This window comes from Labrenzia sp. OB1 (genome assembly GCF_001624695.1).
Classification (GTDB): Bacteria; Pseudomonadota; Alphaproteobacteria; order Rhizobiales; family Stappiaceae; genus Roseibium.
Map to the genome: position 1 here is coordinate 477,184 of NZ_JSEP01000001.1, position 24,954 is coordinate 502,137.

The 24,954-nt window shown below is 59.7% G+C and carries 20 protein-coding genes, 1 tRNA gene and 1 riboswitch; of the genes, 7 read left to right on the forward strand and 14 right to left on the reverse strand.

Going from position 1 to position 24,954, the window contains the following annotated elements; genetic code table 11:
• Positions 1-382 precede the first annotated feature (382 nt).
• Positions 383-838 (reverse strand): YHS domain-containing (seleno)protein, encoded by a 456-nt coding sequence (locus OA90_RS02095; protein WP_068406339.1) that lies wholly within the window; start codon positions 836-838, stop codon positions 383-385.
• A gap of 156 nt (positions 839-994) precedes the next feature.
• Here OA90_RS02095 and OA90_RS02100 point away from each other — a divergent pair, with 156 nt between their 5' ends.
• From OA90_RS02100 to OA90_RS02115, 4 genes are all read left to right on the forward strand, one after another.
• Positions 995-1,600 (forward strand): DUF1134 domain-containing protein, encoded by a 606-nt coding sequence (locus tag OA90_RS02100; protein ID WP_082836786.1) that lies wholly within the window; start codon positions 995-997, stop codon positions 1,598-1,600.
• 305 nt (positions 1,601-1,905) lie between these two features.
• Positions 1,906-3,267 carry a hypothetical protein gene (locus tag OA90_RS02105; RefSeq protein ID WP_156510352.1) on the forward strand — a complete coding sequence of 454 codons (1,362 nt, stop codon included), beginning with the start codon at positions 1,906-1,908 and terminating at the stop codon, positions 3,265-3,267.
• 82 nt (positions 3,268-3,349) lie between these two features.
• Positions 3,350-4,144, forward strand: coding sequence for a DeoR/GlpR family DNA-binding transcription regulator (locus OA90_RS02110; RefSeq protein ID WP_068406350.1), 795 nt, complete (start codon positions 3,350-3,352; stop codon positions 4,142-4,144).
• A gap of 158 nt (positions 4,145-4,302) precedes the next feature.
• Entirely contained in the window at positions 4,303-4,905 is a 603-nt protein-coding gene (locus tag OA90_RS02115) for a hypothetical protein (RefSeq protein WP_156510353.1), read from the forward strand.
• 152 nt (positions 4,906-5,057) lie between these two features.
• Here the strand turns inward: OA90_RS02115 and OA90_RS02120 are convergent.
• Both OA90_RS02120 and OA90_RS02125 read right to left on the reverse strand, forming a co-directional pair.
• Positions 5,058-5,133: transfer RNA gene (locus OA90_RS02120), tRNA-Glu, on the reverse strand.
• A 157-nt stretch (positions 5,134-5,290) separates the two neighbouring features.
• Positions 5,291-5,647 (reverse strand): hypothetical protein, encoded by a 357-nt coding sequence (locus tag OA90_RS02125; RefSeq protein ID WP_068406355.1) that lies wholly within the window; start codon positions 5,645-5,647, stop codon positions 5,291-5,293.
• Here OA90_RS02125 and OA90_RS02130 point away from each other — a divergent pair.
• Complete coding sequence (locus OA90_RS02130) at positions 5,646-6,671, forward strand: RluA family pseudouridine synthase (RefSeq protein ID WP_068406357.1); 1,026 nt, start codon at positions 5,646-5,648, stop codon at positions 6,669-6,671. The genes OA90_RS02125 and OA90_RS02130 overlap by 2 nt on opposite strands.
• 174 nt (positions 6,672-6,845) lie before the next feature.
• A complete protein-coding gene (gene rpoH, locus OA90_RS02135; protein WP_068406358.1) occupies positions 6,846-7,730 on the forward strand; it encodes an RNA polymerase sigma factor RpoH in 885 nt (294 codons plus the stop codon).
• A gap of 126 nt (positions 7,731-7,856) precedes the next feature.
• On the opposite strand, the gene OA90_RS02140 is transcribed toward rpoH, so the two are convergent.
• The 4 genes from OA90_RS02140 to OA90_RS02155 all read right to left on the reverse strand — a co-directional run bounded on the left by OA90_RS02140 (position 7,857) and on the right by OA90_RS02155 (position 13,372).
• Positions 7,857-8,798, reverse strand: coding sequence for an ABC transporter substrate-binding protein (locus OA90_RS02140; RefSeq protein ID WP_068406359.1), 942 nt, complete (start codon positions 8,796-8,798; stop codon positions 7,857-7,859).
• Between the two features lie 22 nt (positions 8,799-8,820).
• Positions 8,821-9,576, reverse strand: coding sequence for an ABC transporter permease (locus OA90_RS02145; RefSeq protein WP_068406362.1), 756 nt, complete (start codon positions 9,574-9,576; stop codon positions 8,821-8,823).
• Positions 9,577-9,723: 147 nt separating this feature from the next.
• Positions 9,724-9,830: riboswitch (TPP riboswitch) on the reverse strand.
• 77 nt (positions 9,831-9,907) lie between these two features.
• Positions 9,908-11,665, reverse strand: a complete 1,758-nt coding sequence (locus tag OA90_RS02150) for a hypothetical protein (RefSeq protein WP_068406367.1) — start codon at positions 11,663-11,665, stop codon at positions 9,908-9,910.
• Between the two features lie 414 nt (positions 11,666-12,079).
• On the reverse strand, positions 12,080-13,372 hold the full coding sequence (locus OA90_RS02155; protein WP_068406369.1) for an adenylosuccinate synthase: 1,293 nt from the start codon (positions 13,370-13,372) through the stop codon (positions 12,080-12,082).
• A gap of 353 nt (positions 13,373-13,725) precedes the next feature.
• Between OA90_RS02155 and OA90_RS02160 the strand changes: the two genes are divergently transcribed.
• A complete protein-coding gene (locus OA90_RS02160) occupies positions 13,726-14,616 on the forward strand; it encodes a DMT family transporter (RefSeq protein WP_068406371.1) in 891 nt (296 codons plus the stop codon).
• A gap of 102 nt (positions 14,617-14,718) precedes the next feature.
• Here OA90_RS02160 and serA read toward each other — a convergent pair whose 3' ends face one another.
• From serA to ybgF, 7 genes are all read right to left on the reverse strand, one after another.
• On the reverse strand, positions 14,719-16,305 hold the full coding sequence (gene serA, locus OA90_RS02165) for a phosphoglycerate dehydrogenase (protein ID WP_068406374.1): 1,587 nt from the start codon (positions 16,303-16,305) through the stop codon (positions 14,719-14,721).
• A 75-nt stretch (positions 16,306-16,380) separates the two neighbouring features.
• On the reverse strand, positions 16,381-17,559 hold the full coding sequence (locus OA90_RS02170) for a phosphoserine transaminase (RefSeq protein ID WP_068406377.1): 1,179 nt from the start codon (positions 17,557-17,559) through the stop codon (positions 16,381-16,383).
• Positions 17,560-17,714: 155 nt separating this feature from the next.
• Positions 17,715-18,536 (reverse strand): outer membrane protein, encoded by an 822-nt coding sequence (locus OA90_RS02175; protein WP_068406380.1) that lies wholly within the window; start codon positions 18,534-18,536, stop codon positions 17,715-17,717.
• A gap of 211 nt (positions 18,537-18,747) precedes the next feature.
• A complete protein-coding gene (gene glmM, locus OA90_RS02180; protein ID WP_199823559.1) occupies positions 18,748-20,091 on the reverse strand; it encodes a phosphoglucosamine mutase in 1,344 nt (447 codons plus the stop codon).
• 206 nt (positions 20,092-20,297) lie between these two features.
• Positions 20,298-22,217 (reverse strand): ATP-dependent zinc metalloprotease FtsH, encoded by a 1,920-nt coding sequence (gene ftsH / locus OA90_RS02185; protein WP_068406388.1) that lies wholly within the window; start codon positions 22,215-22,217, stop codon positions 20,298-20,300.
• Between the two features lie 168 nt (positions 22,218-22,385).
• Positions 22,386-23,786 (reverse strand): tRNA lysidine(34) synthetase TilS, encoded by a 1,401-nt coding sequence (gene tilS / locus OA90_RS02190; protein ID WP_068406393.1) that lies wholly within the window; start codon positions 23,784-23,786, stop codon positions 22,386-22,388.
• Positions 23,758-24,708: a tol-pal system protein YbgF gene (gene ybgF / locus OA90_RS02195; RefSeq protein WP_068406394.1), complete on the reverse strand. Its 951-nt coding sequence runs from the start codon at positions 24,706-24,708 to the stop codon at positions 23,758-23,760. Before ybgF ends, tilS begins: the two co-directional genes overlap by 29 nt.
• Positions 24,709-24,954 lie beyond the last annotated feature (246 nt).

A 24,954-nucleotide genomic window follows, 5' to 3' on the forward strand; every position in this document is an offset into this window, starting at 1 on the left:
TTTACACATCCGGCAAGCCCGTGCCAAGGCGCGGTTACGGGGCGCGCGGGATCTTCCAGATGAAAGTTGTCGCTGCGGCGTCGAAAGACAGTTGTCCTGACGTCTGATGGACTGGCCCAGGGTACGGCCTCAGAAAATTGCACTTTCAGGCGTCACCCCGGTAAAGACGGGTGAGGAAAAGCCTGAAGAACCTTGCTTCTGCACGGCGCAAATGCTTCGACGCGGCTCTTCGCCGCCGCGTTGGTGTCCTTCGGATCGTTCAGAACGCGGCTGCCTCCGCCGGTGCAATTTCCAGAAAACCTGACAGGTTTCCTGCGCTTTCACGCATTGGATCCAAATCTTTTCTGAACGGCCTGAAAACAAAATTTCATCAGTCCTTTCCCTAAGGCACAGGAACGCAGCCGACCTTTTGCGCGTTTTCTTCGGCAGCTTTCATCAGCTGCGTGCCGTTGACCAGAAACAGGAACCGGTTGACGACGGAGTGGAAGAACACGAGCTTGTTCTCCACGATCGCGTAAATGAACGGGTTGCCGGCTGACGCGAACCCTTCGGACAGCGCATAGCCGCCACATCCGGCAAAAAGCGGTGCATAGGCCTCCGGATCGCGTTTAAAGGCGGCGAGATTGCCTTCGTTGACGAAGATCCATTCGGCACCGCCCCATTTGAACTCGTAACGGCGGTTCCCCTGGCGCGGGCGATTGTCGACGAAATAACTCAGCGGGTCATGCCCGCCGATCGCATATCCGCTGATCGTGTCGGGGACAAAAACCTGGGGACGGGCAAGACTGTCACCTGCAAAAACACACAGATGAAGCGTCAATACCAGGGAAAGACACATCCATGTCTTTTTTTCAGGCCAGCTTTTCATCGATTCGGCTTATGTAAGGTGCATGGACACATGCGAATCAGCATGAGGTAACGTCAGTTTAGCATCGCGGCTTCGCCAAACGGCAATTTTGAGCGCGGTCGGGTTTGTGACGAGGAGATTTTTCGAATGGCGCAAGGTTCCCTCCGAGTGGCGTCCCTGATTTCCGCGGTGCTTCTGTGCCTGGTTTTCCAGACCGGCGTCCAACAGGCACTCGCCCAGACCTCCGGTAACGAACCGATCCCGCCTGACCAGACCTACGGCGAAGACGAGATCATGAAGACCGGGCACAAATTCTTCGGATCCGTGTCCGGCGGACTGGCTTCGGTCGTGGAAAAGGCCTTTTCAAGTTACGGCGAGCCGAACGGCTACATTCTCGGCGAAGAAGGCGCGGGCGCTTTCGTGGCCGGCGCGCGCTACGGTGAAGGCCATCTTTATACCCGCAATGCCGGAACTCATAAGGTGTTCTGGCAAGGCCCCTCCGTCGGTTGGGATTTCGGCGCCGACGGTGCCCGCGTCATGATGCTGGTCTACAATCTTCCCTCGGTGAATTCGATCTATGCACGGTTCGCCGGGCTCAACGGGTCCGCGTACCTTGTCGGCGGCGTCGGCATGACGGTGCTTTTGAGAGACGAGATGGTTCTGGTCCCGGTCCGGGCCGGCGTCGGCGCGCGCCTCGGCGTGAATATGGGATATTTGAAATTTACCGAAAAACCGACGTGGAATCCGTTCTAGGGCGTAAACTCGTAAATGGAGATGAAAATGGCTTCACCCCGTGTCGTCAGCGTGCCTGACCGGGCACGAAGCCCGCTCATCGCACGCGTCCTAAAGGGGTTTCGCCATTTCCCATGCCATTTCGTCTTAATTTATGAGTTTACGCCCCAGGGTATTTCCCCACACTGTATAAAGTGCTCTGGGTCACAGACACGGCGGACCATATACACCACGTTTAACACTTTGATTTGAGTATACTTGGCGACAGGCGTCCTGTCGTCTAATGATGGAAGGGTGGCGTTTGAAAACGCGAGCAGGAGCCTGACTTGATCGAAGCAGCGATGTATGTGGCACTCGGGTTTTGCACGGCCGGTCTGATCGGCCTCGCAATCCTGCCTGCCTTTTATCGCCGGGCAGCCCGCCTCACCGAAGAAGCCTTGCGCGCCGTGAACCCCTCGAGCTACGCCGAAGTCAGGGCGGCACAGGATCAGGAAAGAGCAAGACACGCGGTCGAGTTCCGCCGCGTTGAACGCCAGCTGGACGCGGAACGGGAAAAAGCCGCGAGATTTCAGCTGGAAGCCTCCAGCGTGAAGCTGGAAATCGAAACTCAGACGAAAGCCCATGCCTCGCGGATTGCAGAGCTTGAGACGCAGATCGCGGCGATGCAGGGCGACCGGCAGGCAACCGACTTGCTCACGGAAGAAGTGAAAAGGCTCAAACTCGAACTGTCCAATGCCGAAAAAGCCCTGGCGGAGAGCTGGGTCGAAACACCGGAAGAAAAGACCGCTTCCGAAAAGGACGACACCGACTGGCTCCCGGCGGCCGACACCATGGCCCTTACAACCATCACCGGCCTGGAGGCCGAGGTCGCCACCTTGAAGGCAAAGCTGTCGAGATATGAACCCACCGTTGCCGGTGAACTGGAAGCCTCCCGCGACAAGGCCGCCAAGTCCCGCCTCGGCGAACTTGAGGGCCAGCTTGTCGATATGGAATCGCAATATGTTTCCGCGCAAGCGGAGGTGACCCGGCTGTCGATGTTGCTGGAATCCGCAAATGTCAGCGAAACGGAACAGCAGAAACGCTTGAGTGCGCAAATTGAGAAGGTCACCGGCGAGAACTTGCGTCAGCAGGCCGAACTGAGAGCAAGAGAAAGGTCCCTGGAGCGCATGTCCGGCCAGATGGCCAAGCTTCAGAAAGATCTCGCTGCGGTCCCGGCGCTTGTCGATCTGCGCAAGGACTTCCGGGCGCTCGCTTCCAGGCTTTCCGCCGCACAGGCTGTTTCGGTTGCTCCTGCTTCCGAAGCCACCGGAAGCGATCCGGTAACCACCAAGCCGCAGCAGGCCGCACCTCAGTCCGGCAGCCTCACAAAACCGGCGCAAACCTACACAATCACCACCTCGTCCAGTGTCGGCGTCAACGGCAGCAAGCCGGATGCCGACGGGTCTCAGCCCGCCCAGGCTGGAAAACCTGCCGAAAGCCAGTCACCAGCAAAAACCGCGGAGATAGCTTCTGCCGCTCAGGCACTTGTCAGCCGCATCGTCGCATCCCAGCGCGGCAAGGATACGCCGCCTGAAGCGGCGGCAGATCAGCCAGGAGTCCCCGCTCCAGCAACAAGCGCTCCAAGACACGGCCCGGAAGCGGGCGGTAAAGCCAAATCCTCGAAACAGAGCAAGAAAGACGTGGCTTGATCGACGCTCTGGAACCAGAGGCGAAAGATACAAAGAAGCTTGCGGACGCGATGACAGCCTGATGCTGATGAGCCAGAGATAGATGTTGATCGAACGCCACAATGCGATTCTGGAACTGGCCCGGCAAATGGGCCGCGTCAGCGTCGACGATCTTGCACGGCGGTTCGACGTCAGCCCGCAGACTATTCGCAAGGATCTGAATGAGCTGTGCGACAGGCGTCTGCTGGCCAGAACTCATGGTGGAGCGCTGCTGTCTTCCGGCATCGAGAACGTCGGCTATGAAGCGCGCAGGATCATATCCAGCAAGGAAAAGGCAGATATCGGCGAGAGCGTCGCCGCGCTTATTCCCGACAACGCATCCATCTTCATCAACATCGGCACCACGACAGAGGCCGTCGCCCAGGCGCTACTGCAGCACCGCGGATTGATGGTCATCACCAACAACATCAATGTCGCCAGTCTGATGCGCGGCTATACGCAGATCGAGGTGGTGATAGCCGGCGGCGTCCTCAGACACTCGGACGGTGGCATCGTCGGCGAAGCAGCCGTCGATTTCATGCGCCAGTTCAAGGTTGATTTTGCCGTCATCGGCTCTTCGGCCATCGATCCGGACGGCTCCTTGCTCGATTATGACTACCGCGAGGTGAAGGTCACCAAGACGATCATGGACAATGCCCGCCACGTGATCCTGGCCGCCGACAGCACCAAGTTCGAACGCACGGCGCCTGTCCGGGTCGCCCATCTCTCCCAGGTCGATACATTCGTCACCGACCACTGCCCCAATCCCGGTTTCGTGCAGATAGCCGCCGAAGCGGAAGTGGAGCTGATCCAGACCGGGCGGCAGGACGCCGAAAAACCGGCACATGACCAGCGATAGCTGGTATGGGAAATGGCGAGCACGCTGCTTCTTCGGCTGGCAATTCGGGATCGAAAGGTCAAGAGATGCGCCTTGAAAGCCATCGGCAATTCCGGAGATCTTTTCGGGAAAAAGGTTTCCGCAAGCTCTTGCTGGCAGCCATCTTCCTGGCGGCCATCTTGGCAACACATCTGGTCGCCCCGCCCGCATGGTCGCAACCTCATTCCGTATCGGGACTAAACGCGCACAGTGTCCTCAATATCCGGGAAGATATCGATCAGACACTGGATGTCGGCAGCTCTGCCATCATTGGAACAATTCCGCACGACGCCTCTGATGTCATGGTTACGGGAATTTCGGTGGCAATCGGCGACGCGAAGTGGCGTGAAATCAAGTACAACGGCACCGTGGGATGGGTGAACGCGCGTTACCTGAAACCCGCAAACATGCTGCTGGAGCGTCCCGAAGCGTTGCAATGCGCTGGAACGGAACCGTTCTGGAACGTTGCAATCGACGAAAACGCCAGCACGTTCCTTTCACCGGACCTGGAAAGCCCAATCGAGCTTGACTACTTGCGCCTTGCGCCCGGCATTGGACGGTCAGACCTTTGGGGACACTATCTGGGCAGTGCTGACGGCGCTTATTCCCTGACGGTCATCGTCCGTTACACCGAAGCGTGCTCCGACGGGATGTCAGACCTGACATATGACTATGAAGCATTGCTGCTCGGGCTGAGTGCGTCGGGAGCGCCAGCATACGGGTGCTGCAGCATAAGCCGTTGAGAGGGCATGGTCCGCGTCGAGCCAGAGCCATATGCCTCAAACCATTTGCGCAGAACGATACGTTCACGGCACTCTTGGACGGTCTTCATTTCGATGATGTGTCCGCAGCAGCCGCGGCCGGGAACGGCGCTCTCATGTCCGAGGCAGCAGTATGGTACGCCCAACGGGACTCGAACCCGTGTTTCCGCCGTGAAAGGGCGGCGTCCTAGACCGCTAGACGATGGGCGCGCGGTACTCGAACATCCAGCCTGCGAGTGAACTCACACAGGACGCTCTGACGATTTTGAGGACACTGCCTCAAGCCGAGGAGGTGCGTATAAGGCGGCGCAGCGAACGGCGCAACCTCTTTTTTGCGTTTTCCCGGCCGAAGCCGGTTCGCTGTTACTTACCTTGCAACGAACACGGTACGGCCAAGTTGTTTTCCCGATACGGAATCGAAGCGCAGCAGCACGTTTCTGCCCTCTTCACGCGCCAGAACAAGCAACATTCCGTCTGACAGGGTTGCCTGAAGAATCTCTGTTCCCGGGGCTACGGAGAGTGTTTCCGCAAACGCCGCCCCGGACGGATCGGCTTCATAAGTGTTGATCTTGTAAACGATTGCTGCAAAGACAGCGACAAACCCGGCGACCATCACCAGGGACGATCCGAGCAACAGGCGCTTCAGTTTGGCCTGGACGCGGAGGGCAGCCGGATCGAGCGGTGCCTCATCCGGCCCTTCGCCCCGATAATCAGGTTGTGACATGACAGATATTTCCCATGAAGATCCGGCCGGTCTGGACGCGGATTTCAGCGTGACGGTTGATGCAGCCGATGCCGGAAAGCGGCTGGATGCGGTCCTGGCGGCCAGTCTGGACGCCCTTAGCCGGAACAGAATACAGACCCTGATCAAATCAGGGGACGTTACCGTCGGCGGCGCGAAAGTAGTTGAGCCGAAATACCGGGTCAATGAAGGTGACGCGCTTACGCTCAAATTGCCGGAACCTGAAGATCCCGAACCCAAGGGCGAGGATATTCCGATTTCAGTGGTTTTCGAGGACGAACACCTGATCGTCATCGACAAGCCCGCCGGACTGGTGGTCCATCCGGGAGCAGGCAACTGGACCGGCACTCTCGTCAACGCGCTGATCCATCATTGCGGAGACAGCCTGTCGGGCATCGGCGGCATCCGGCGCCCGGGCATTGTCCACAGGATCGACAAGGACACATCGGGCCTGCTCGTCGTTGCCAAGAGCGACCAGGCGCATCAGGGGCTTGCGGCCCAGTTTGCCGACCACGGCCGCAGCGGCCCCCTCGAGCGGGCTTATTCCGCCCTCGTCTGGGGTGCGCCGTTCAATCTGAAAGGCACGATCGACGCCAATCTCGCCCGTTCGCACACCAATCGGCAGAAAATCGCGGTGATGAAGACCGGTGGCCGCAACGCCATCACCCATTGGCAGGTCAAGGAACGCTTCGCCCGGGCCGACCAGCCACCCCTCGCCTCGCTGATGGAGTGCCGCCTGGAAACCGGCCGCACGCATCAGATCCGCGTTCACATGGCCCATATCGGCCATCCGCTGATCGGCGACAGCGATTATGGCTCGGGTTACAAGACCAAATCCAACCGCCTGGACGAGCCCCTCAAGGGTCTCATCGACGGATTTCGCAGGCAGGCGCTGCACGCCGGCCTGCTGGCCTTCGAACACCCGGTCAACGGCAAAACTTTGCGTTTCGAGAGCGTTTACCCGGATGATTTCGCAAAACTTTTGTCGGGTTTGAGAGAATTTTAGCAAGCGTTTTCGTTTTGCTGCCATGCAATCGGCTAATTCCCACCTATATTAAGGGTTCTTGTGTGCCTGAAAGGACACGAACCTGCGTCCATCTTTTTCCTTCAATGGCTTGCTTGCGTGGATCTGCGGAGCAGTCGGGAAAAACGGACGCGACTGACGAAAGGGGGTGCTTCCATGGCCCAGAATGTACCGATGCTCACCGCCGGTGAAGGCGGGCTCAGCCGTTATCTGGATGAGATCCGTAAATTCCCGATGCTTCAGCCGCAGGAAGAGTACATGCTCGCCAAGCGCTACAAGGAGCATGAGGATCCGGCCGCGGCGGAGCGTCTCGTCAATTCACATCTACGTCTCGTCGCAAAGATCGCCATGGGTTACCGTGGCTACGGGCTGCCGATCGGCGAAGTCGTCTCCGAAGGCAACGTCGGTCTGATGCAGGCGGTCAAGCGCTTCGAACCCGACAAGGGCTTCCGGCTCGCCACCTATGCAATGTGGTGGATCAAGGCCGCGATCCAAGAATACATCCTGCGTTCCTGGTCGCTCGTCAAAATGGGTACGACCGCGAACCAGAAACGTCTTTTCTTCAACCTGCGCCGGCTGAAAGGCAAGATCCAGGCGTTGGATGAGGGAGATCTGAAACCCGATCAGGTGGCTGAAATCGCCACCCGCCTCGGCGTTTCCGAGGAAGAAGTCATCTCCATGAACCGCCGCCTTGGCGGCGATGCCAGCCTGAACGCACCGGTGCGCGCCGAAGCCGACGCCGGTGAATGGCAGGATTGGCTTGTGGATGAAAGCGAGAGCCAGGAAACCCTGCTCGCGAATCAGGAAGAACTGGACATGCGCCGCAGGCTGCTGAGCGATGCCATGGATGTCCTGAACGACCGCGAGCGCCGTATCTTCGAGGCCCGCCGCCTGTCGGAGGACCCGATGACCCTCGAGGATCTGTCCGGCGAATTCGGCGTCAGCCGCGAACGCGTCCGCCAGATCGAGGTTCGCGCCTTCGAGAAGGTCCAGAAAGCCGTGCGCAACAGTGCCCGGTCCATGGAACAGCCAGCTGCCTGAACGGACTTCGAGAACGGAAACACAAAAACGCCGGGGCAATTGCTCCGGCGTTTTGTTTGCAAGGCGCGGATCATCTCCGCTCTGGTTATGGGCAGCAAACTCAAATGCGGCCAGACAGAGCGAAAACTACCTGATCTCCACCGCGTAGGTCTCCACGGGAACCACCTTGCTGATCAGACCCGCTTCGGCCATGAATTCCGCGAACCGCTGGTAGCGGCCCGCGTCGAGGGCCGCGGGGCGTTTGGCAAAGCGCGGTAGCGTGTCTGCCCAGGCGCGCTTGTTGAGTTCGTCATTGAGATGCGGATAGGCTTCGATGAAGGCATCCCACGCGTCGTCCGGATGGTTGGTCAGATAGATGGTCGCTGCCTCGACCGCCGCCAGGAACTTCGCAAAGCGCGGATCGTCCGTCTGGTCCTTGTTCACCACATAGATCAGCTCGTCGAATGCCGGAACGCCATTCTCTTCGGGGAAGAACGCCTTTCCTTCCCTGCCCTCGATCTCGATCTGGGTCAGTTCGAAATTGCGGTATCCACCGATCACCGCATCGACCTGACCGGACATCAGCGCCGGGGAAAGGGCAAAGTTTACGTTGATGAGCTCGATGTCGTCCATCGTCAGGTCGACCGATTTCAGCATCTGGCCAAGCATGGCGTCCTCGAACCCGGAAACGGAAAAGCCGACGGTCTTGCCCTTCAGGTCCGACAGTTCCTTGATCGGCCCGTCTTTGAGAACGATCAGACTGTTAAGAGGCGTCGCGACAAGCGTCCCTATCCAGGACAGCGGCAAGCCTTCCTCGATATGCGCATGCAGCGTCGGCTGATAGGAGACGGCGATATCCCCCTGCCCTGCCGCCACGAGTTTCGGAGGCATGGCCGGGTCCGCCGGTTCGATCAGTTCCACTTCCAGGCCTTCAGCTTCGAAAAAACCCTTCGTTTGCGCGGTGATCACCGGCGCGTGGTCCGGATTGGTGAACCAGTCCAGAAGAACGGTCAGTTTCTCGGCTGCCTGTACCGGTGCGCTTGCGAGCAATCCGGCGGTAAGGGTCAGGGAAAGGAGCGTTTTTTTCATTCAATCCTCCAAAGTGAGGCGGTCAGTCTTCGACCTGCCAGGGAACCAGAATTCGGGTGAGTTGTTCGACGGCGTAGCGCATGGCCAGCACCATCAGGGCGAGCAGGATGACCGCTGCGAACAGCATGTCCGCGTTCCCGCGGGCATTGGCCTGCAGCATGATGAAGGCCAGCCCGCCCTTGGCGCCTGCCCATTCACCGATGACGGCTCCCATGGGAGCGAAAACGGCGGCGACACGAAGCCCGGAAGCGAAGGCCGGCAGGGCTGCGGGGATCCGAAAGACCCAAAGCTCGCGGTGCCGGGGCACCCTGTAGAGCCGGGCCAGGTCGGCAAGCCCGGTATCGAGCCGCCTCAGGCCGTCGTAGACCGTTGAAGTGACCGTGAAGAAGATCACCAGAATGGCCATGACGATCTTGGAGGACATGCCGAATCCGAGCCAGAGCACCAGAACCGGAGCGATGGCGAAAACCGGCAATGCCTGGGTGACGAGAACGGGCGGCATGATCACCCGGCCGGCCAGCGGAAACAGCCAGACGGACAGAGCCAGCAGGGCGCCTGACATGACCCCGAGCGTAAAGCCGAGCACGGTCTCATAGGCGGTGATGCCTGCATGATGCAGCAGGAAACCGGCGTGTTCGGGAAAAGCCAGCAAGACCTCGGCAGGAGCAGGCAGCATGAAGGACGGCGGCTGCAGCACGGCAACCAGCAGCGCCCAGATGCCGAATGTCACGGCAACACCTGTGAAAAACTTCAGCAAGACAGCCAGAAATGCCTTCATCACACCCCTCCGGCCATGGGGAGCCGTTCCGGGGCGATCATACTGGCGAGCGGTCTCTGCACACACAGAAGCCGCCGCAATGGCAGGCAACAACGCATAGGATCTCCCGTCTTCGGACAAGCCGAAATTGACATTGGAGATCCGGGATAAGGCTAAGGATTCCGTCCCTTCGCCGGCATGACCCGGATCAGGTTCTAAGGGTTCGGCTCAACACCATCTCAGCTCCGGTCACCGGAGCACCCCTCGGACCAAGACGGAACATGCCTTCTTCAATTGAAAAAGGCAAGCCGTCACGTGTCAGCTTTTGAAGATTATGCGGGCTGCGTGTCGGTCAGCCGGCCTGCCAGGCAGAAACAGCCTTTTCGACGGCTTCTTCCCCGTCGCTACCTTTTTCAAGGGTCAGGATACCGCGCTTGCCGTTTTCGTAGAGCATCGGGATATCGATCCAACCACGTTCCCGCAACAGAGCCAGATTGCGTTGCTGTTCGTTCGGCAAACTGGAAAGCGCGATCCAGAAGAACCCGGGAGAAACCTTGACGGACGCACCGATCAAAGCATCGCCCCGCGCTTCTTCTGTTGGTTTCATGACAAGGCCTGGAACGTTGACGACGTCGCCCGCGGCGAAAGTCTCCGGAAATTCGTATTTTATTTCCACAAGATGACTTGCCGGAAGAGAGGTGTCGTCATTCGGCTTGATCCGGATATCGACTTTCACATCCCGCTCGGGAATTTCCACCGATGCACTCAAGACAGCTTGAGCCCTGCCGTCGAGATCCGTCTCTTCTTCAACACTCCAGACCACGGCACCCTGCGCTGCTGTGCCCGCGCCGCCGGCCTCTTCACCCTCCTCGTAGAGGATGGATCTCTGAACACCGGGATCGAGACCTTCGGTGGCTTCGGAGGGGGTTGCCTCTTCAGGGGCAATCGCAGCCAGATTGTCCTGCGGAACCGCTGCGGGTTCACCGACGATCGCGGGCGTATCAATCGGGTTCAAAGGCGTTTCGGGCGCAAGCGGCGCGACCGAGGCCGGTTCGCTTTCCACATTGCCCGCGACCGGAGTTCCGTCAGCCCCAGAGGCAGATGGTTCCTCTGGGTTGATTGTCGTGGTAGTGACGGTGCGCGCATCCGGCGCGACCACTTCCGCTTCACCGCCGTTCAGCAGCCTGTCCGTGTTTTTGGAGGTGTCCACATCTTCCGGAGTTTCCGCGGGAGCCGCGATCTGTTCTTCCGTAGCAACCGCTGGCGCGGATGCGGTTTCGGCCGGAGCGGTGGCCGTCCCGGTGCCACCGTCGGCAAGCTTGTTGTCGGAAGGAAGGAAAAAATACACGCCCGCTCCGACGAGCAGCAAAAACACAACACCGGCAATCGCGAAAGGAATGGTGCGACTGCCCCCACCTTCCCGCAGTGCAGCCGAGGCACTTGGCCGACCCCGCCTGGTGCGGCCGCTCGTTCCCTCCCGGCCTTTGGAAGGTGCCTCATCCACGCCGTCATAAGCTGACTGCTCGTCATTGCCGGCCGGTTCGAAAAGTCCCTCATCCGCCGCAGACCGGTCATCGAAGGCCGGTTCTTTCCGCTCCGAAGAGGCACTTTGAAGGCTCTGCTGATCCTGTGCCGGATCGACAGCGTCCTTCGCATTCTGAACAGCCTGATTGGCCGCGGTTCCAAGAGACTGCGCTTCCGACAGGGTATCTTTCAGCGGCGAAGGCATTTCCGCCTCGGGAGGCGCCGGGGCAGGAGCATGCTCGACCGGGGCGGCTTGCGCGGCCGCCTCAGACGTTGCCGGGTCGGCCGCCTGGTCGACAGGCGCCGCCGCCGGGGCAGCTGGCTGTGCAGCCGGAGTTCCCGTTTTGGGGACCGCAGGCCCGAGGCCGAGACTTTCGCGGGCGGCTTCCGCCTCGACCTTGCGGATCGATTCTTCCAGGCGCAACTGTTCCGCCGTGATTTCGGAAGGAGAAAGCGGCGGTTCGTAGGCTTTCAACTGATTGACAATGGCGGTGCGCGCCCGGCTGTATACGCTTCTGCGGGCCGCGCCGTTGCTTTCCGGCAAGGACGCGATCGTTTTCTTCAGAATTGAATAGTAATCAGCCATCTTCCTGCCTACCGGCGAACTGCCGGGATCTCATATGTGCGGGCCTGAATTTCCGTTGCGCTGTTTTTTCGGACTTCCGAATTTCCAGGCGCCGGAGTTCTCAGATTATTGTCAGGCTTATAGCAAGTTTTTGAAGACCGATGCTATTTCTTCAAATATCCCGCTCCCATACGAACCCTACAGTACCTTCTTCCTAATACGTAACAACAGGCTCAACGCACGAACGCGCACGTGAGACGACTTGGTGGAGCACTTGGTGATTCGCAACGCTCCGGATCGACCCGCTGTCATTGGCACCTCACATGAAAGCGGAAAGTCGATCAATTTTAAAGGGTTGGATCATCCTGTCCACATTGTAGCGAACATGAAATGCCCCAACCCTCCCTTAATAATGGGCAGTTACCGACAGCGATCTCAATCCTGGAAAGGATTCTGCACAAGAATTGTGTCATCTCGCTCCGGACTGGTCGACAGGATCGCGACCGGCGCACCGATCAGTTCCTCGACATGGCGCACATATTTGATCGCCTGTGCCGGCAGATCGGCCCAGGTCCGTGCTCCTTCGGTCGATTCCTTCCAGCCCGGCAGGCTTTCGTAGATCGGAACCACCCGCTCCTGCGCGCCCTGCGAGGCCGGCAGGTAGTCGATCCGTTCGCCATCCAGCTCGTAGCCGATGCAGATCTTGATCTCATCCAGACCGTCGAGGACGTCCAGCTTGGTCAGTGCGATACCGCTGATGCCGGATGTGCTGACGGTCTGGCGCACCAGGACCGCGTCGAACCAGCCACAACGCCGGCGACGGCCGGTGACCGTGCCGAATTCATGACCGCGGGTTCCGAGAAACTCACCGACTTCATTCTGTTGTTCCGTCGGAAAGGGCCCCTCCCCGACGCGCGTCGTATAGGCCTTGGTGATGCCGAGCACATAGCCGATCGAGTTGGGACCGAGACCACACCCCGTGGCGGCCTGTCCGGCTACCGTGTTGGAAGATGTCACGAAGGGGTAGGTGCCATGGTCGATATCCAGAAGCGCACCTTGCGCTCCTTCGAACAGGATCCGCTTGCCCTGGCGGCGCAGATCGTCCAGCAGGTACCAGACCTTGTCCATGTAGGGCAGAACCTTGTCCGCGACACTGGCCAGTTCGTCATAAATCGCCTGGGCGGAAATCTCGTCCTGGCCAAGACCGCGGCGCAGTGCGTTGTGATGGGTTAGCAGACGGTCGATCTTTGCCGGCAGGGTCGTCAGGTTTTTCAGGTCCATCAGCCGGATGGCCCTGCGGCCGACCTTGTCTTCATAGGCGGGTCCGATGCCGCGTTTGGTCGTCCCGATCCGCGTGCCGGTGTTGGAATTCTCACGCAAGGCGTCCAGTTCGCGATGCAGCGACAGGATCAGCGTGACATTTTCGGCAACACGCAGGCTGTCGGGAGTGACGACGACACCCTGCTGCCCGAGGCGTTCGACTTCCTCGGCAAGCGCATGCGGATCGAGGACGACGCCATTGCCGATGATCGACAGCTTGCCTTCCCGCGCCACGCCGGACGGCAGAAGGGAAAGCTTGTAGCTCACGCCGTCAATGACCAGCGTATGCCCTGCGTTGTGCCCGCCCTGGAACCTTACGATGACATCTGCCTGTTCCGACAGCCAGTCGACAATCTTGCCTTTGCCCTCGTCACCCCATTGCGAACCGACAACAACCACATTCGCCATCTAATCTTTGCTCTCCTGAAGCAGCTTTCCGAACCCCGGGCCGCAACCCGGATGCCAACATGCCAAGCCCCGGCAAACGGACCGGGGCAAACGGCGCGGACTATAGACAGGATTCCGGGCTCACGCGAGTCTCGGAGGGGAAATTATGACGCTGCGGCCAAATCTTTTCCGGGCCGCATTCATATTACTCTCCCTGGCGTTTTCGAGACACCCCGTAGCGCTTCTGCAAGATTGCGCTTTTCAGCTGCGACGGCAGGAAGAACCGCGAGACGCGACAAATCGCATTTCGGGTAGGCCGTCAGGGATCTGCGTGATAGGCCGGGTTATCATTCATCGGCCTGCGAGATCATCAGATGACTTTGCGAAACTGGATTTTGTTGAGTGTTCTCGGCGTCATCTGGGGAGGATCCTTCCTGTTCGCCAAGGTGGCCGTAGCCGAGATTCCGCCTTTTGTGCTGGTCTTCTTCAGGGTCTCCATCGCCTGCGCCGCCCTGCTTGTCTACCTCTGGCACCGGAACCTCCTGGCACGGCTGGAACTCCGCCTTGTGGTGCCCTTCCTCGTCATGGGACTGCTGAACAACGCCATCCCCTTCTCGCTCCTGTTCCTCGGACAGACCGTGATCGGCGCGGGCCTGGCATCGATCCTCAATGCCACCACCCCCATCTTCACCGTGCTTGTGGCAGGGGTACTGGTGAAACAGGAAACGCTTCAGGCGCATCGGATTGCCGGCGTGGTGCTGGGCATCGCGGGTGTCGCGGTCATGCTGTCGGGCAGTCTCTCCGGCCTTGCGACGGATCCGGTCTGGGCTCAGCTCTGTTGCCTGGGGGCAGCTGTGTCCTATGCGTGCGCCGCCACCTTTGCCCGGCGGTTCAAATCCCTGCCGCCGCAAGTCTCCGCGACCGGGCAGCTCCTGGGCTCCAGCGCGATCATGCTGCCCGTTGCGCTTCTCACAAGCTCCGGCTGGTCTCCGGTCGAAGTCTGCCCTGTCGTCTGGATGAACGTCGCGGCCCTCGGCCTGGTGGCAACGGCCATTGCCTATCTGATCTATTTCCAGCTCTTGGCAGAGGCCGGCGCCACCAATGCCTCTCTTGTCACGCTGCTCGTCCCGGCAAGCGCCCTGTTTCTGGGATGGCTCATTCTGGGAGAAAAGCTCGACGCCATCCAACTCGCCGGCTTCGCCGTATTGCTGGTGGGCCTCATCGTTCTGGACGGCCGCATCCTGCGGCGCAAGGTTCAGGCGTGAAAGGAACAGAAAGGCCCCCCGCAGAGATAATTGTCTCTCCGGGGGCCCTTCCTGAGATGCCGGGGTGAAATCGGAAAACCCTGTTACATCTCTCTTCTAGCGTCAGAACGTCAGCGACTTTACCTGCTTGACGTGAGACACTGCTTCCAGCCGGGCCATGACCTCGTTCGGAACCTGTCCGTCCACTTCGACGAGGCAGATCGCGTCCTCGCCCGGAGCCGACCGGCCGAGATTGAAGGTGGCGATGTTGACGCCGCTCGAACCGAGTTCCATGCCCAGATGCCCGATGAAGCCGGGTTTGTCCTCGTTGGTGATATAGAGCATGTGGTGGCCGAGTTCGGCTTCCATGTTGATGCCCTTCACCTGAATGATCCGCGGCTTGCCATCTCCGAAGACCGTCCCCGCAACGGACCTTTCCTGGCGCTCCGTAAACACCGTAAGCCGGATATAGGTCTCGTAGGCTCCCTGCTTTTCCCGCCGGGTTTCCTCAACCTTGATGCCGCGTTCCTTTGCCAGAATAGGCGCGGAGACCATGTTGACCGTCTGGAGAAGCGGTGTCAGCAGCCCGGTGATCGCCGCCGCCGTCAGCGCCTGGACATTCATCTCCGCCACAGCGCCGGCATACTCCAGCCGCACACCTTCGATCCCGGTTTCCGTCAGTTGCCCGGCAAAGGAACCGAGCTGTTCGGCAAGCCGCACGAAAGGCGAAAGCTTCGGGGCTTCCTCCGCCGAGATCGACGGCATGTTGAGCGCGTTGCGGACGGCGCCATCGACAAGATAGTCGCACATCTGTTCGGCAACCTGCAGGGCGACATTTTCCTGGGCTTCGGAGGTCGAAGCGCCGAGATGCGGCGTGGAAACGAAGTTCGGTGCACCGAAGAGCAAGTTGTCCTTCGCCGGCTCGTCGACAAACACGTCGAAGGCGGCACCGGCCAGTTGGCCCGCGTCGAGCGCGGCCCTCACGGCCGCCTCGTCGGCAAGACCGCCGCGAGCGCAATTGATCAGATAGGAGCCCTTGCGCATCTTCGCAATGGCATCCGCATTGATGATATTGCGGGTCTTGTCGGTCAGTGGCGTATGCAGCGTGATGACATCGGATCGGCTGAGAAGCTCGTCCAGTTCCACTTTCTCAACCCCGAGGGCCAGCGCCCGTTCCGGCGTCAGGAAGGGATCGAAGGCGATAACCTTCATCTTCAGACCGATAGCTCTGTCCGCGACGATGGAGCCAATGTTTCCGCAGCCAACCAGCCCCAGCGTCTTGCCGGTGATTTCACGGCCCATGAAACGCGACTTTTCCCACTTTCCGGCCTGGGTAGAGGCGTCGGCCGCGGGAATCTGGCGGGTGACCGACATCATCATGGAAATCGCGTGCTCCGCCGTGGTGATGGCATTGCCGAACGGCGTGTTCATCACGATGATGCCGCGGGCAGTCGCTTTGGGGATATCGACGTTGTCGACGCCGATGCCGGCCCGACCGATCACCTTCAGCTTGCCGGCAGCGGCGATGATCTTTTCCGTCACCTTGGTGGCGGAGCGAATAGCCAGACCATCGTACTGGCCGATGATTTCCAGCAGCTTTTCCTTGTCCTTGCCGACATCGGGCAGGAAATCCGCCTCGATACCGCGATCCTTGAAGATCTGCACCGCGGCCGGAGACAGTTTGTCTGAAATCAATACCTTGGGAGCCATCTGGGCATCTCCTGAAATACGAGAAACAATCCGGGCGGTGTCCCGCCCGGTGGTGTCGTCATTAAGGGGAAATGCTCAGGCGGCCTGAGCCAGTTTCGATTTTTCGGCCCTGAAGGCCCAGTCGAGCCACAAGGTCAGGGCTTTGAGGTCGGCCGTATCGATCGTCGCTCCGGCCCAGATGCGCAATCCGGACGGGGCATCACGATAGGCGCCGATGTCATAGGCGACACCCTCCGCATCCAGCGCACCGGCAATCGACTTCGCGAAAGCGGCCTGTTCCGCCGCGCCAAGAGCCCGCACACCCGGGTCGGTGACTTTCAGGCAGACGGAGGTGTTGGACCGGGTCGCCGCATCGACAGCGAGAAAATCCACCCAGTCCGATGTCTCCACCCAGTCGGCAAGAACCTTCAGGTTGGCATCCGCCCGGGCGCGCAGGCCGGAAAGGCCACCGAGGCCATCCGCCCATTTCAGCGCGTCGAGGTAGTCCTCGACACAAAGCATGGAGGGCGTGTTGATCGTCTCGCCCTTGAACACGCCTTCGATCAGCTTGCCGCCCTTGGTCAGGCGGAAGATTTTCGGCAGCGGCCAGGCGGGGCTGTAGCTCTCCAGCCGCTCAACGGCGCGCGGACTCAGGATCAGGACACCATGCGCGGCTTCTCCACCCAGCACCTTCTGCCAGGAGAACGTCACCACATCGAGCTTGTCGAAGGGAAGATCCTGCGCGAAAGCCGCGGACGTCGCGTCGCAGATCGTCAGGCCGTCCCGATCCGCCGGGATCCAGGCACCATCCGGCACGCGTACGCCGGACGTGGTGCCGTTCCAGGTGAAGACGACATCGTTTGAAAAATCGACCTGGGAAAGATCCGGCAGCTCACCGTAGGGAGCTTCCAGCACGCGGGCGTTGTCCAGCTTCAACTGCTTGATCACATCGGTGACCCAGCCGGAGCCGAAGCTTTCCCAGGCCAGCATGTCGACGCCGCGCGCGCCGAGCAACGACCAAAGTGCCATTTCGACGGCCCCGGTGTCGGAAGCAGGAACGATGCCGACCCGGTAGTCGTCCGGCACCTGAAGCACCTTGCGGGTCAGCTCAATGGCTTCGGCGAGCTTCGCCTTGCCAGGTTTCGCACGGTGGGACCGGCCCAGAGGCGCTTCGCCGAGGTTCTCGAGCGCCCATCCGGGACGCTTGGCGCAGGGACCTGAAGAAAAATTGGGATTGGCCGGACGCACGTCCGGCTTTGCGGTGAGATCTGTCATATCCGTCTACCCTCACAGATAGTAGCCCCTCGTTGGGGAGGGGTGGCCCACCTGTGGGAATAAGACGATCCTTGACGCCGGTCAAATCAAATCGGCCTTGAAACGACAAAGGCCGGTCCAATGACCGGCCTTTGCAATTGTGCTTTGGCAGAGGATCAGAAGTTGCTCGTGATCGGCCCTTGCGGCTCGTAATAGACCGGAGCGGCCGCAGTCCTCATGGAATTGAAGGTATAGCGGACACCAAGCCGAATTTCGTGAGCGGTCAGATCCTCCCACTCAACGCGAGTCTCTCCGGAGCCTGCATCATGAAGTTTCACTGTCGCTGCATCACCCAGATCACGATACTGGTAACCGGCATCAAGAGACCAATTGTCGGTTACGGCATAGGACGCACCTGCCATCAAAGCCCACGCGAAATTCCACTCGCTGTGCTTGCCGTCATAGTTGCTGCGTCCGCTGCCACCCGGGTTGATCGAGTAGGTGTTGTTAGTTGTCACGTAGGACGCACCGATACCCGCGCCAACGTAAGGCGTGATCCTGTTCCAGGTCCCGAGATCAACATAGCCATTCAGCATTACAGTCCAGATGTCGATGTCAGTGCCTTCTTCCGAGTATCCACCCGAACAGGTACCGCAGACTGCATAACCCTTGACGCTCGCCGCAGTCTCATAGTCAATCGTGACATCGGACCGGAAATAGTCATTAAATTGGTAACCGACACCAACGCCGATCATCCATGCGTTGTCTATCGATTCGCGTTCAAAGCGCAGATCCCCGATAACCGGATCGTTGAAGCTACCGCTTGGATCGCCGTAAATCTTGTAACCGATATCGCCGCGCAGATATAAGCCGCCCGCCGCTACCGGGATTTGCGGAATGTGCTCAATGACCGGGGCCGGCAAATCCGCAGCATAACCCGCAGTGGAAAGTGCAACAGCAAAGCCGGTCAAAGACAAACGCTTAAAAGAATTGTCCATGTCCTCGTCCTCTTCCAGTGAGCGCCCGCTTCAACATATGCCGGACACATCAAACTCAAGGACATACTGACGAGAATTCATTAAAGGTGACTTAACTTTGTTCTTTAACCGTGATTTTTTACCTTAACGCAACCTTAATTGGCGGTGGTTTATTTACAAAAGATTAAAATTTGCTCTCAACTCGAGATACTTGGATTTCAGGGCCTGGATATCAGGCCGCAGCGGAAGCCACGACACCGACGATATCGTTGACCACCTGCTTGACAAGCTCCGCATCGTCGCCTTCCGCCATCACCCGGATAAGAGGTTCGGTCCCGGAGGCGCGGATCACAAGACGGCCGGATTTGCCCAGACGCGCCTCACCATCTTCAATGGCAGACTTGACGAGGTCCTTCTCCAGCGGCGTACCGCCGCTGTAACGCACGTTCTTGAGCACCTGGGGCACAGGCTCGAACCGGCGGCAGACTTCTGAAACCGGCCTGTTCTGGTCCTTCACGCAGGCAAGCACCTGCAGAGCGGCGATCAGACCGTCACCGGTGGTGGCAAAATCGGACAGGACGATATGTCCCGACTGTTCTCCCCCGACGTTATAGCCGTTGGCGCGCATGTGTTCGACCACATAGCGGTCCCCCACCCGTGTACGGGCGAGGTTGAGGCCAAGGCTTTCAAGATACCGCTCCAGCCCGAGGTTCGACATTACGGTCGCAACGATTCCCTGACCTGACAAACGGTTGCTCGCCTGCCAGGATTGCGCCACCACGGCCATCAACTGGTCACCGTCGACAACGGCTCCGTTCTCATCGACGATGATGACGCGGTCCGCATCGCCGTCGAGTGCGATACCTATATCCGCCCTGACCTCATGCACCTTTTCCGACAGCGCATCGGTGGACGTGGAACCGCATTCCTTGTTGATGTTGAAGCCGTCCGGCGAGACCCCCATCGTGATCACGTCCGCGCCAAGCTCCCACAAAGCTTCGGGAGCCACCTTGTAAGCCGCGCCATTGGCGCAATCGATGACCACGCGCAAACCTTCAAGGCTCATTTCGCGCGGCAGGGTGCGCTTGGCGAATTCGATATAGCGCTGCTGAGCGCCGTCGATCCGCTTTGCCCGGCCAAGGTCGCTTGCTTCCGGAAGGCGGGACGTCAGGTCGGCTTCGATCAGCTTCTCGATGGTCTTCTCGATCTCGTCGCTGAGCTTGAAACCGTCCGGTCCGAAGAACTTGATGCCGTTGTCCTGAAAAGGATTGTGCGAGGCGGAAATCATCACGCCGAGATCGGACCTGAGCGACCGGGTAAGCATGGCGACCGCCGGCGTGGGCATCGGCCCGAGCAGGAACACATCTATGCCGACGGACGTAAACCCGGCCACCAGTGCGTTCTCAAGCATGTATCCGGAAAGACGCGTATCCTTGCCGATGACCACCCGGTGGCGGTGTCCGCCGTTCTTGAACACCAGACCGGCAGCCATACCGACCTTCAGAGCCATCTCCGCCGTCATGGGATATGTATTGGCCTGGCCGCGAATACCGTCGGTCCCGAAAAACTTACGCATCAATCATGTCCGTTGAATTGTCTTTATTTGTGCGAACTCGCACCAAAGCTGGTCGATCAAGCGCATATTTAGCGCAGTTCGCACTGCCTGTGCTTCAAAATATGTGAGCAATTGTTACCATTCACTGACAATCCGCAAAGGCCGGAATAAAAATGCCCGGCTTGCGCCGGGCATTTGAAGTCATTGCGTTGATCGCCGGGACGCAATCAGGACTGCGGTTGCGGTTCCATGCCGCCGCTCGGCTCGTCGCCACCGCGTTTCGCGCCGGCGGTCGGCACAGCGGAGGACCGTCCGACCGGCTGGTCGTCATCCGTATCGCGAACCGGCGGATTGCCGACCAGTAGCCCCTTGATCTCATCGCCCGAAAGCGTCTCGTATTCCAGGAGACCCTTGGCGATTGTGTGGAGCTCGTCCTCGAAATCGCCCAGAATTTTCTTCGCGGTCTCATAACCCTGATTGACGAAGGACTTGATTTCCGCGTCGACGATCTTCTGGGTTTCGTCGGAGACGCTCTGGTTCTTGGCGACCGAATGGCCGAGGAACACCTCTTCCTGATTCTCGCCGTAAAGCAGCGGCCCCAGCTTGTCGGACATGCCGAACTGGGTCGCCATGGCGCGGGCAAGCTTGGTGGCCATCTGGATATCGCCGGACGCTCCGGAAGTGACCTTCTCGTAACCGAAGATCATCTCCTCGGCCACACGGCCACCCATGGCAACGGCAAGATCGGCCTTGCACTTGGCACGGGTCAGGGACACCTGGTCCTTTTCCGGCAGGCGCATGACCATACCCAGCGCACGGCCGCGCGGAATGATGGTTGCCTTGTGGATCGGGTCGGAAGCTTCCTGATGCAGCGCGACCAGCGCATGGCCGGCCTCATGGTAGGCCGTAAGCTTCTTTTCTTCCTCGGTCATGACCAGCGTGCGGCGTTCCGCACCCATCATCACCTTGTCCTTGGCGTCCTCGAATTCGGCCATGGTCACCAGCCGCTTGGAGCGGCGGGCGGCAAGCAGGGCGGCCTCGTTGACAAGGTTCATCAGGTCCGCACCGGAAAAGCCCGGTGTGCCGCGTGCAAGCGTTCTGATATCCACATCCGGCGCCAGCGGCACCTTGCGCATGTGCACTTTCAGGATCTTTTCGCGACCGGTGATATCCGGGTTCGGCACCACGATCTGACGATCAAAACGGCCAGGACGCAGAAGCGCGGGATCGAGCACGTCCGGACGGTTCGTCGCGGCGATGATGATCACGCCTTCATTCGGTTCGAACCCGTCCATCTCGACCAGCAACTGGTTCAACGTCTGTTCGCGCTCGTCATTGCCGCCGCCGAGACCGGCGCCGCGATGACGGCCGACAGCATCGATTTCGTCGATGAAGATGATGCAGGGCGAGTTTTTCTTCGCCTGTTCGAACATGTCGCGAACACGGGACGCGCCCACACCAACGAACATTTCAACGAAGTCGGAACCCGAAATGGTGAAGAACGGAACGTTCGCCTCACCTGCAACGGCCCTCGCCGTCAGCGTTTTACCGGTGCCCGGAGGGCCAACCAGCAGAACACCGCGCGGAATGCGGCCGCCGAGGCGCTGGAACTTCTGCGGATCGCGCAGGAATTCGACGATCTCCTGCAGATCTTCCTTGGCTTCGTCGATACCTGCGACGTCTTCGAACGTCACCCGGCCATGTGCCTCGGTCAGCAACTTGGCCTTGGACTTACCGAAACCCATGGCCTTGCCGCCGGATCCCTGCATCTGACGCATCACGAAGATCCAGATGCCGAGAATGATCAACATCGGCAACCAGGAGAACAAGGCTCCAAGCAACGGAGAACTCTCTGAAGGAGGCGTTGCCTTGATCAACACACCCTTTCCACGGAGTTCGTCGACATATTGCGCGCCGTCCGGTGCATAGGTCTGGAAAGCACCGCCACTGTTGTAGTTGCCGGAGATCTTCTGTTCCTGAATGACGACCGATCTGACTTCACCATTATCGACCTGCTTCATGAAGTCCGAATAAGCTATTTCATTCGTCGCGCCATGCTGCGCGGGACTTTGAAACAGTTGAAACAGTGCGATCAACAGCAAGGCGATGATCACCCAAAGGGCGAAATTGCGAAAATGTGCGTTCATTTTGTTCCCTTAACCGCCCGACGCGACATAACTCACGCGGTTATTTTCCTTCAAGCGAAGATAGGTCGCCCAAGGCCCGCTGCCAAGGCGGTGCGCCATAGTTGCGCAGATGCACTGACTAATTTGTTAAGTTCGGAGCTCTAACAGATGTTGAACCTGAGGAAAACTCTAGATTTCCTCTTCCGGGCCTCCACCATACAGATATTCAGCCTGCAAATTGTGCAGGAACGATGTTCTTTCCAAATTCAGTGCAATACCCTCGTCAGAATTGCCGACCGGCAGATACGTCGAAAGAGAAGATGTACCGATGATGCCCTCCGCCGTCCAAACGACCGGTGAACAGTCGAAGGCCTCCTTCGGCCAGCCGTCGGGCCAGAAAACATCCCTGGCCTGAACAGGTGCGCGGCAGAGCGGCCCCAGATGCAGCTTGCCCTCAACATCCGGCGAGGACATATCGGAGGGCCGCCAATACCGGTAACGATTGTCCCAGACACCAGGGGCAGCCGCGACGGTTAGCGTTTCGGGAGCTGTCCGGCCCACTTCCTTCCAGACCCGGATCGTGCTGCTGTCCGCGTCAAAAATCGCCCCTGCAAGCGTCTGCCGGCAATCGTTTCCGGCACTCAGCACCAGATCCAGAGCGTCCAGTTTGCGGAACCTGATCCGGACCCGGCTCCCGGCAGCGCCTGACGCCAATCGGATCAGCAGCCGCAGCCGCAGATCTTTCGCGGTTGCCCGATAGGCGTCCCGGCTCATCCTGAGCGGACCTGCCGGATGCTCGGTGACATGTTGTTGCACCAGCGTCTGAAGCGTTGTCTCAAGAGCTTCGCCCGCGCGGCGCAAATGCCCTGCCGTCTGCGCGATCCGGCTGGCGCTGAGACCTTCTTCGTCCAGCAGCGACATGATGGCCCGCAGGCGGCTTCGTTTGTATTTGAGGTCGAGGTTGGAAGGATCGGAACACCAGGTCTGCCCGCGCTGCCTCAGACTTGCCTCAAGGCGGCTCTTCGGCACACTCAGAAGCGGGCGCAACAACCGCAACCCGTGCGGACCGCCCGCCTCGTCGTCCGCCATGGCGCCCAGTCCGGCAAGCCCGCTGCCGCGCGTCAGCCGGTCCAGAAAGGTTTCGGCCTGATCGTCCAGATGATGTGCCAGCACAAGAGCCTGGGCGCCCGACTGCCGCATATGACCGGCGATCAGGCGATAACGCGCCCGGCGCGCTTCCTCCTGGACATTGCTGACGGGTTTTTCACCTTCCCAACGGAGGATTTTCGCAGGCAGGCCCCGACCGGCGGCCATTGCGGCAACAAAATCCGCTTCAGCGGCACTTTCCGGGCGCAGCCCGTGATCGACACAGACAACGTCCGCATCGCCCCGCCAGGACGCACGTCTCATCCATTCGCTGAAAAGAACAAGAAGACTTGAGGAATCCGCTCCGCCCGAGACGGCAAGAGTGAGCTTTGAAAAGGGTTTCAGACCGCTGAAAAGAAAATCGATATCTTCGTCCGGGAGCGCTGAATGCTCAACCGGCGGCTCGACTGGCCCGTCAGGTACATTGTGCACGGCGGCGCTCATCCCGTGCCTGCGACAAAACGGCGGGGGCGGCATTCGGATATTTGTTGAGGAGTTCGGAGAAAGTCGCGCAGGCGGCATCCGCCTCGCCGAGGCCGCGCAGCGACACGCCGAGTTTCAGGAGACTGTCCGGGCTCTTCGAATTGCCGGGATGGTCCGTATAGGTCTTCAGAAACGCATCCGCGGCTTCGCGGAAATTCTGCTGTGCAAGCAGGCTTTCCCCCAGCCAGTACTGGGCATTGGCCGACAGACCGTCTTCCGGGTAGTTCTCCAGGAATGTCCGGAAGCCCTGTTCGGCACCGGCATAATCGCCATTGACCGCGAGGGAATAGGCCTGATCGTAATCCGTGCGGGGGTCGCTGCTGCCAATAACGCTTGCAATCTGGTCGTCATTGGTCGCCAGACCCGGATCGGGAGCAAAGTCCCCACCCGCGCCGGGCAGATTTTCCAGTCCCTGCGCCAGGGCGGACAGATCGATCGGTCCGTCGGTCGGCAACCCGGTCGGGCCTTCATAGCCGCCGGCCTGCGACCAGTCGCTGTCGCCCGATCCGCCTGACGGGAGGGTCGCGAACCCGCCGCCCGGCGCAATCAGGGTACCCGTTTCCGGTGTCCCCTCCGGGGAGAGCCCTGGTGCGGTGCTCCCCGGCGCCACGTCGGACCGTTTGCCCGGCGTTCCGCCTTCAAGCTGCTGAAAACGGTATTCATTGTCTTCCTGCATGCGGCGCATCTGGTCCTGCAGTTCCCGCATCTGGTAGGCCAGTTGCTCAATCTGCCCGGTCAGCACCCGGATACGCTCTTCCAACTGGCCGATCCGGACAGATGAATCATCATTCTTGCGTCCGAACAGCTGCGCCTCGGACGGTGTGGCAGCGGCGATGAAAACCACCGCCATGACGAGACCTGCCAGTCCCCTTAAATTCCGCATTCGCTCCTCCGGTCTGGGATATGCCGAGCACCAACGGACCGGACAAATAGCCAATACCGACGCAGATCCGTGTGCATGACGTCTCATACCCTCCGGTATGTATCATGCCCGGCTCTGTACTCAAGGGCACAGAGCGCCCGGACTTCGGCTAAATTTTGGCAGTGACGGCATTGAGCCGGAAGAATTCGGCCCGTTTTCATGCCCCCCGCCGTTCAGATGGCATGAAAAAGGCCGGACACTGGGTCC

Bases quoted from the DNA above. Each gene is read 5' to 3' on its own strand.
- tilS (WP_068406393.1), bottom strand. From the start codon at position 23,786: ATGAGCGCCGCCGTGCACAATGTACCTGACGGGCCAGTCGAGCCGCCG.
- ybgF (WP_068406394.1), bottom strand. From the start codon at position 24,708: ATGCGGAATTTAAGGGGACTGGCAGGTCTCGTCATGGCGGTGGTTTTC.
- serA (WP_068406374.1), bottom strand. From the start codon at position 16,305: ATGGCTCCCAAGGTATTGATTTCAGACAAACTGTCTCCGGCCGCGGTG.
- OA90_RS02110 (WP_068406350.1), top strand. From the start codon at position 3,350: ATGTTGATCGAACGCCACAATGCGATTCTGGAACTGGCCCGGCAAATG.
- OA90_RS02155 (WP_068406369.1), bottom strand. From the start codon at position 13,372: ATGGCGAATGTGGTTGTTGTCGGTTCGCAATGGGGTGACGAGGGCAAA.
- OA90_RS02125 (WP_068406355.1), bottom strand. From the start codon at position 5,647: ATGTCACAACCTGATTATCGGGGCGAAGGGCCGGATGAGGCACCGCTC.
- OA90_RS02170 (WP_068406377.1), bottom strand. From the start codon at position 17,559: ATGACAGATCTCACCGCAAAGCCGGACGTGCGTCCGGCCAATCCCAAT.
- OA90_RS02150 (WP_068406367.1), bottom strand. From the start codon at position 11,665: ATGGCTGATTACTATTCAATTCTGAAGAAAACGATCGCGTCCTTGCCG.
- OA90_RS02095 (WP_068406339.1), bottom strand. From the start codon at position 838: ATGTGTCTTTCCCTGGTATTGACGCTTCATCTGTGTGTTTTTGCAGGT.
- OA90_RS02100 (WP_082836786.1), top strand. From the start codon at position 995: ATGGCGCAAGGTTCCCTCCGAGTGGCGTCCCTGATTTCCGCGGTGCTT.
- ftsH (WP_068406388.1), bottom strand. From the start codon at position 22,217: ATGAACGCACATTTTCGCAATTTCGCCCTTTGGGTGATCATCGCCTTG.
- OA90_RS02160 (WP_068406371.1), top strand. From the start codon at position 13,726: ATGACTTTGCGAAACTGGATTTTGTTGAGTGTTCTCGGCGTCATCTGG.
- OA90_RS02140 (WP_068406359.1), bottom strand. From the start codon at position 8,798: ATGAAAAAAACGCTCCTTTCCCTGACCCTTACCGCCGGATTGCTCGCA.
- OA90_RS02130 (WP_068406357.1), top strand. From the start codon at position 5,646: ATGACAGATATTTCCCATGAAGATCCGGCCGGTCTGGACGCGGATTTC.
- rpoH (WP_068406358.1), top strand. From the start codon at position 6,846: ATGGCCCAGAATGTACCGATGCTCACCGCCGGTGAAGGCGGGCTCAGC.
- OA90_RS02175 (WP_068406380.1), bottom strand. From the start codon at position 18,536: ATGGACAATTCTTTTAAGCGTTTGTCTTTGACCGGCTTTGCTGTTGCA.
- glmM (WP_199823559.1), bottom strand. From the start codon at position 20,091: ATGCGTAAGTTTTTCGGGACCGACGGTATTCGCGGCCAGGCCAATACA.
- OA90_RS02145 (WP_068406362.1), bottom strand. From the start codon at position 9,576: ATGAAGGCATTTCTGGCTGTCTTGCTGAAGTTTTTCACAGGTGTTGCC.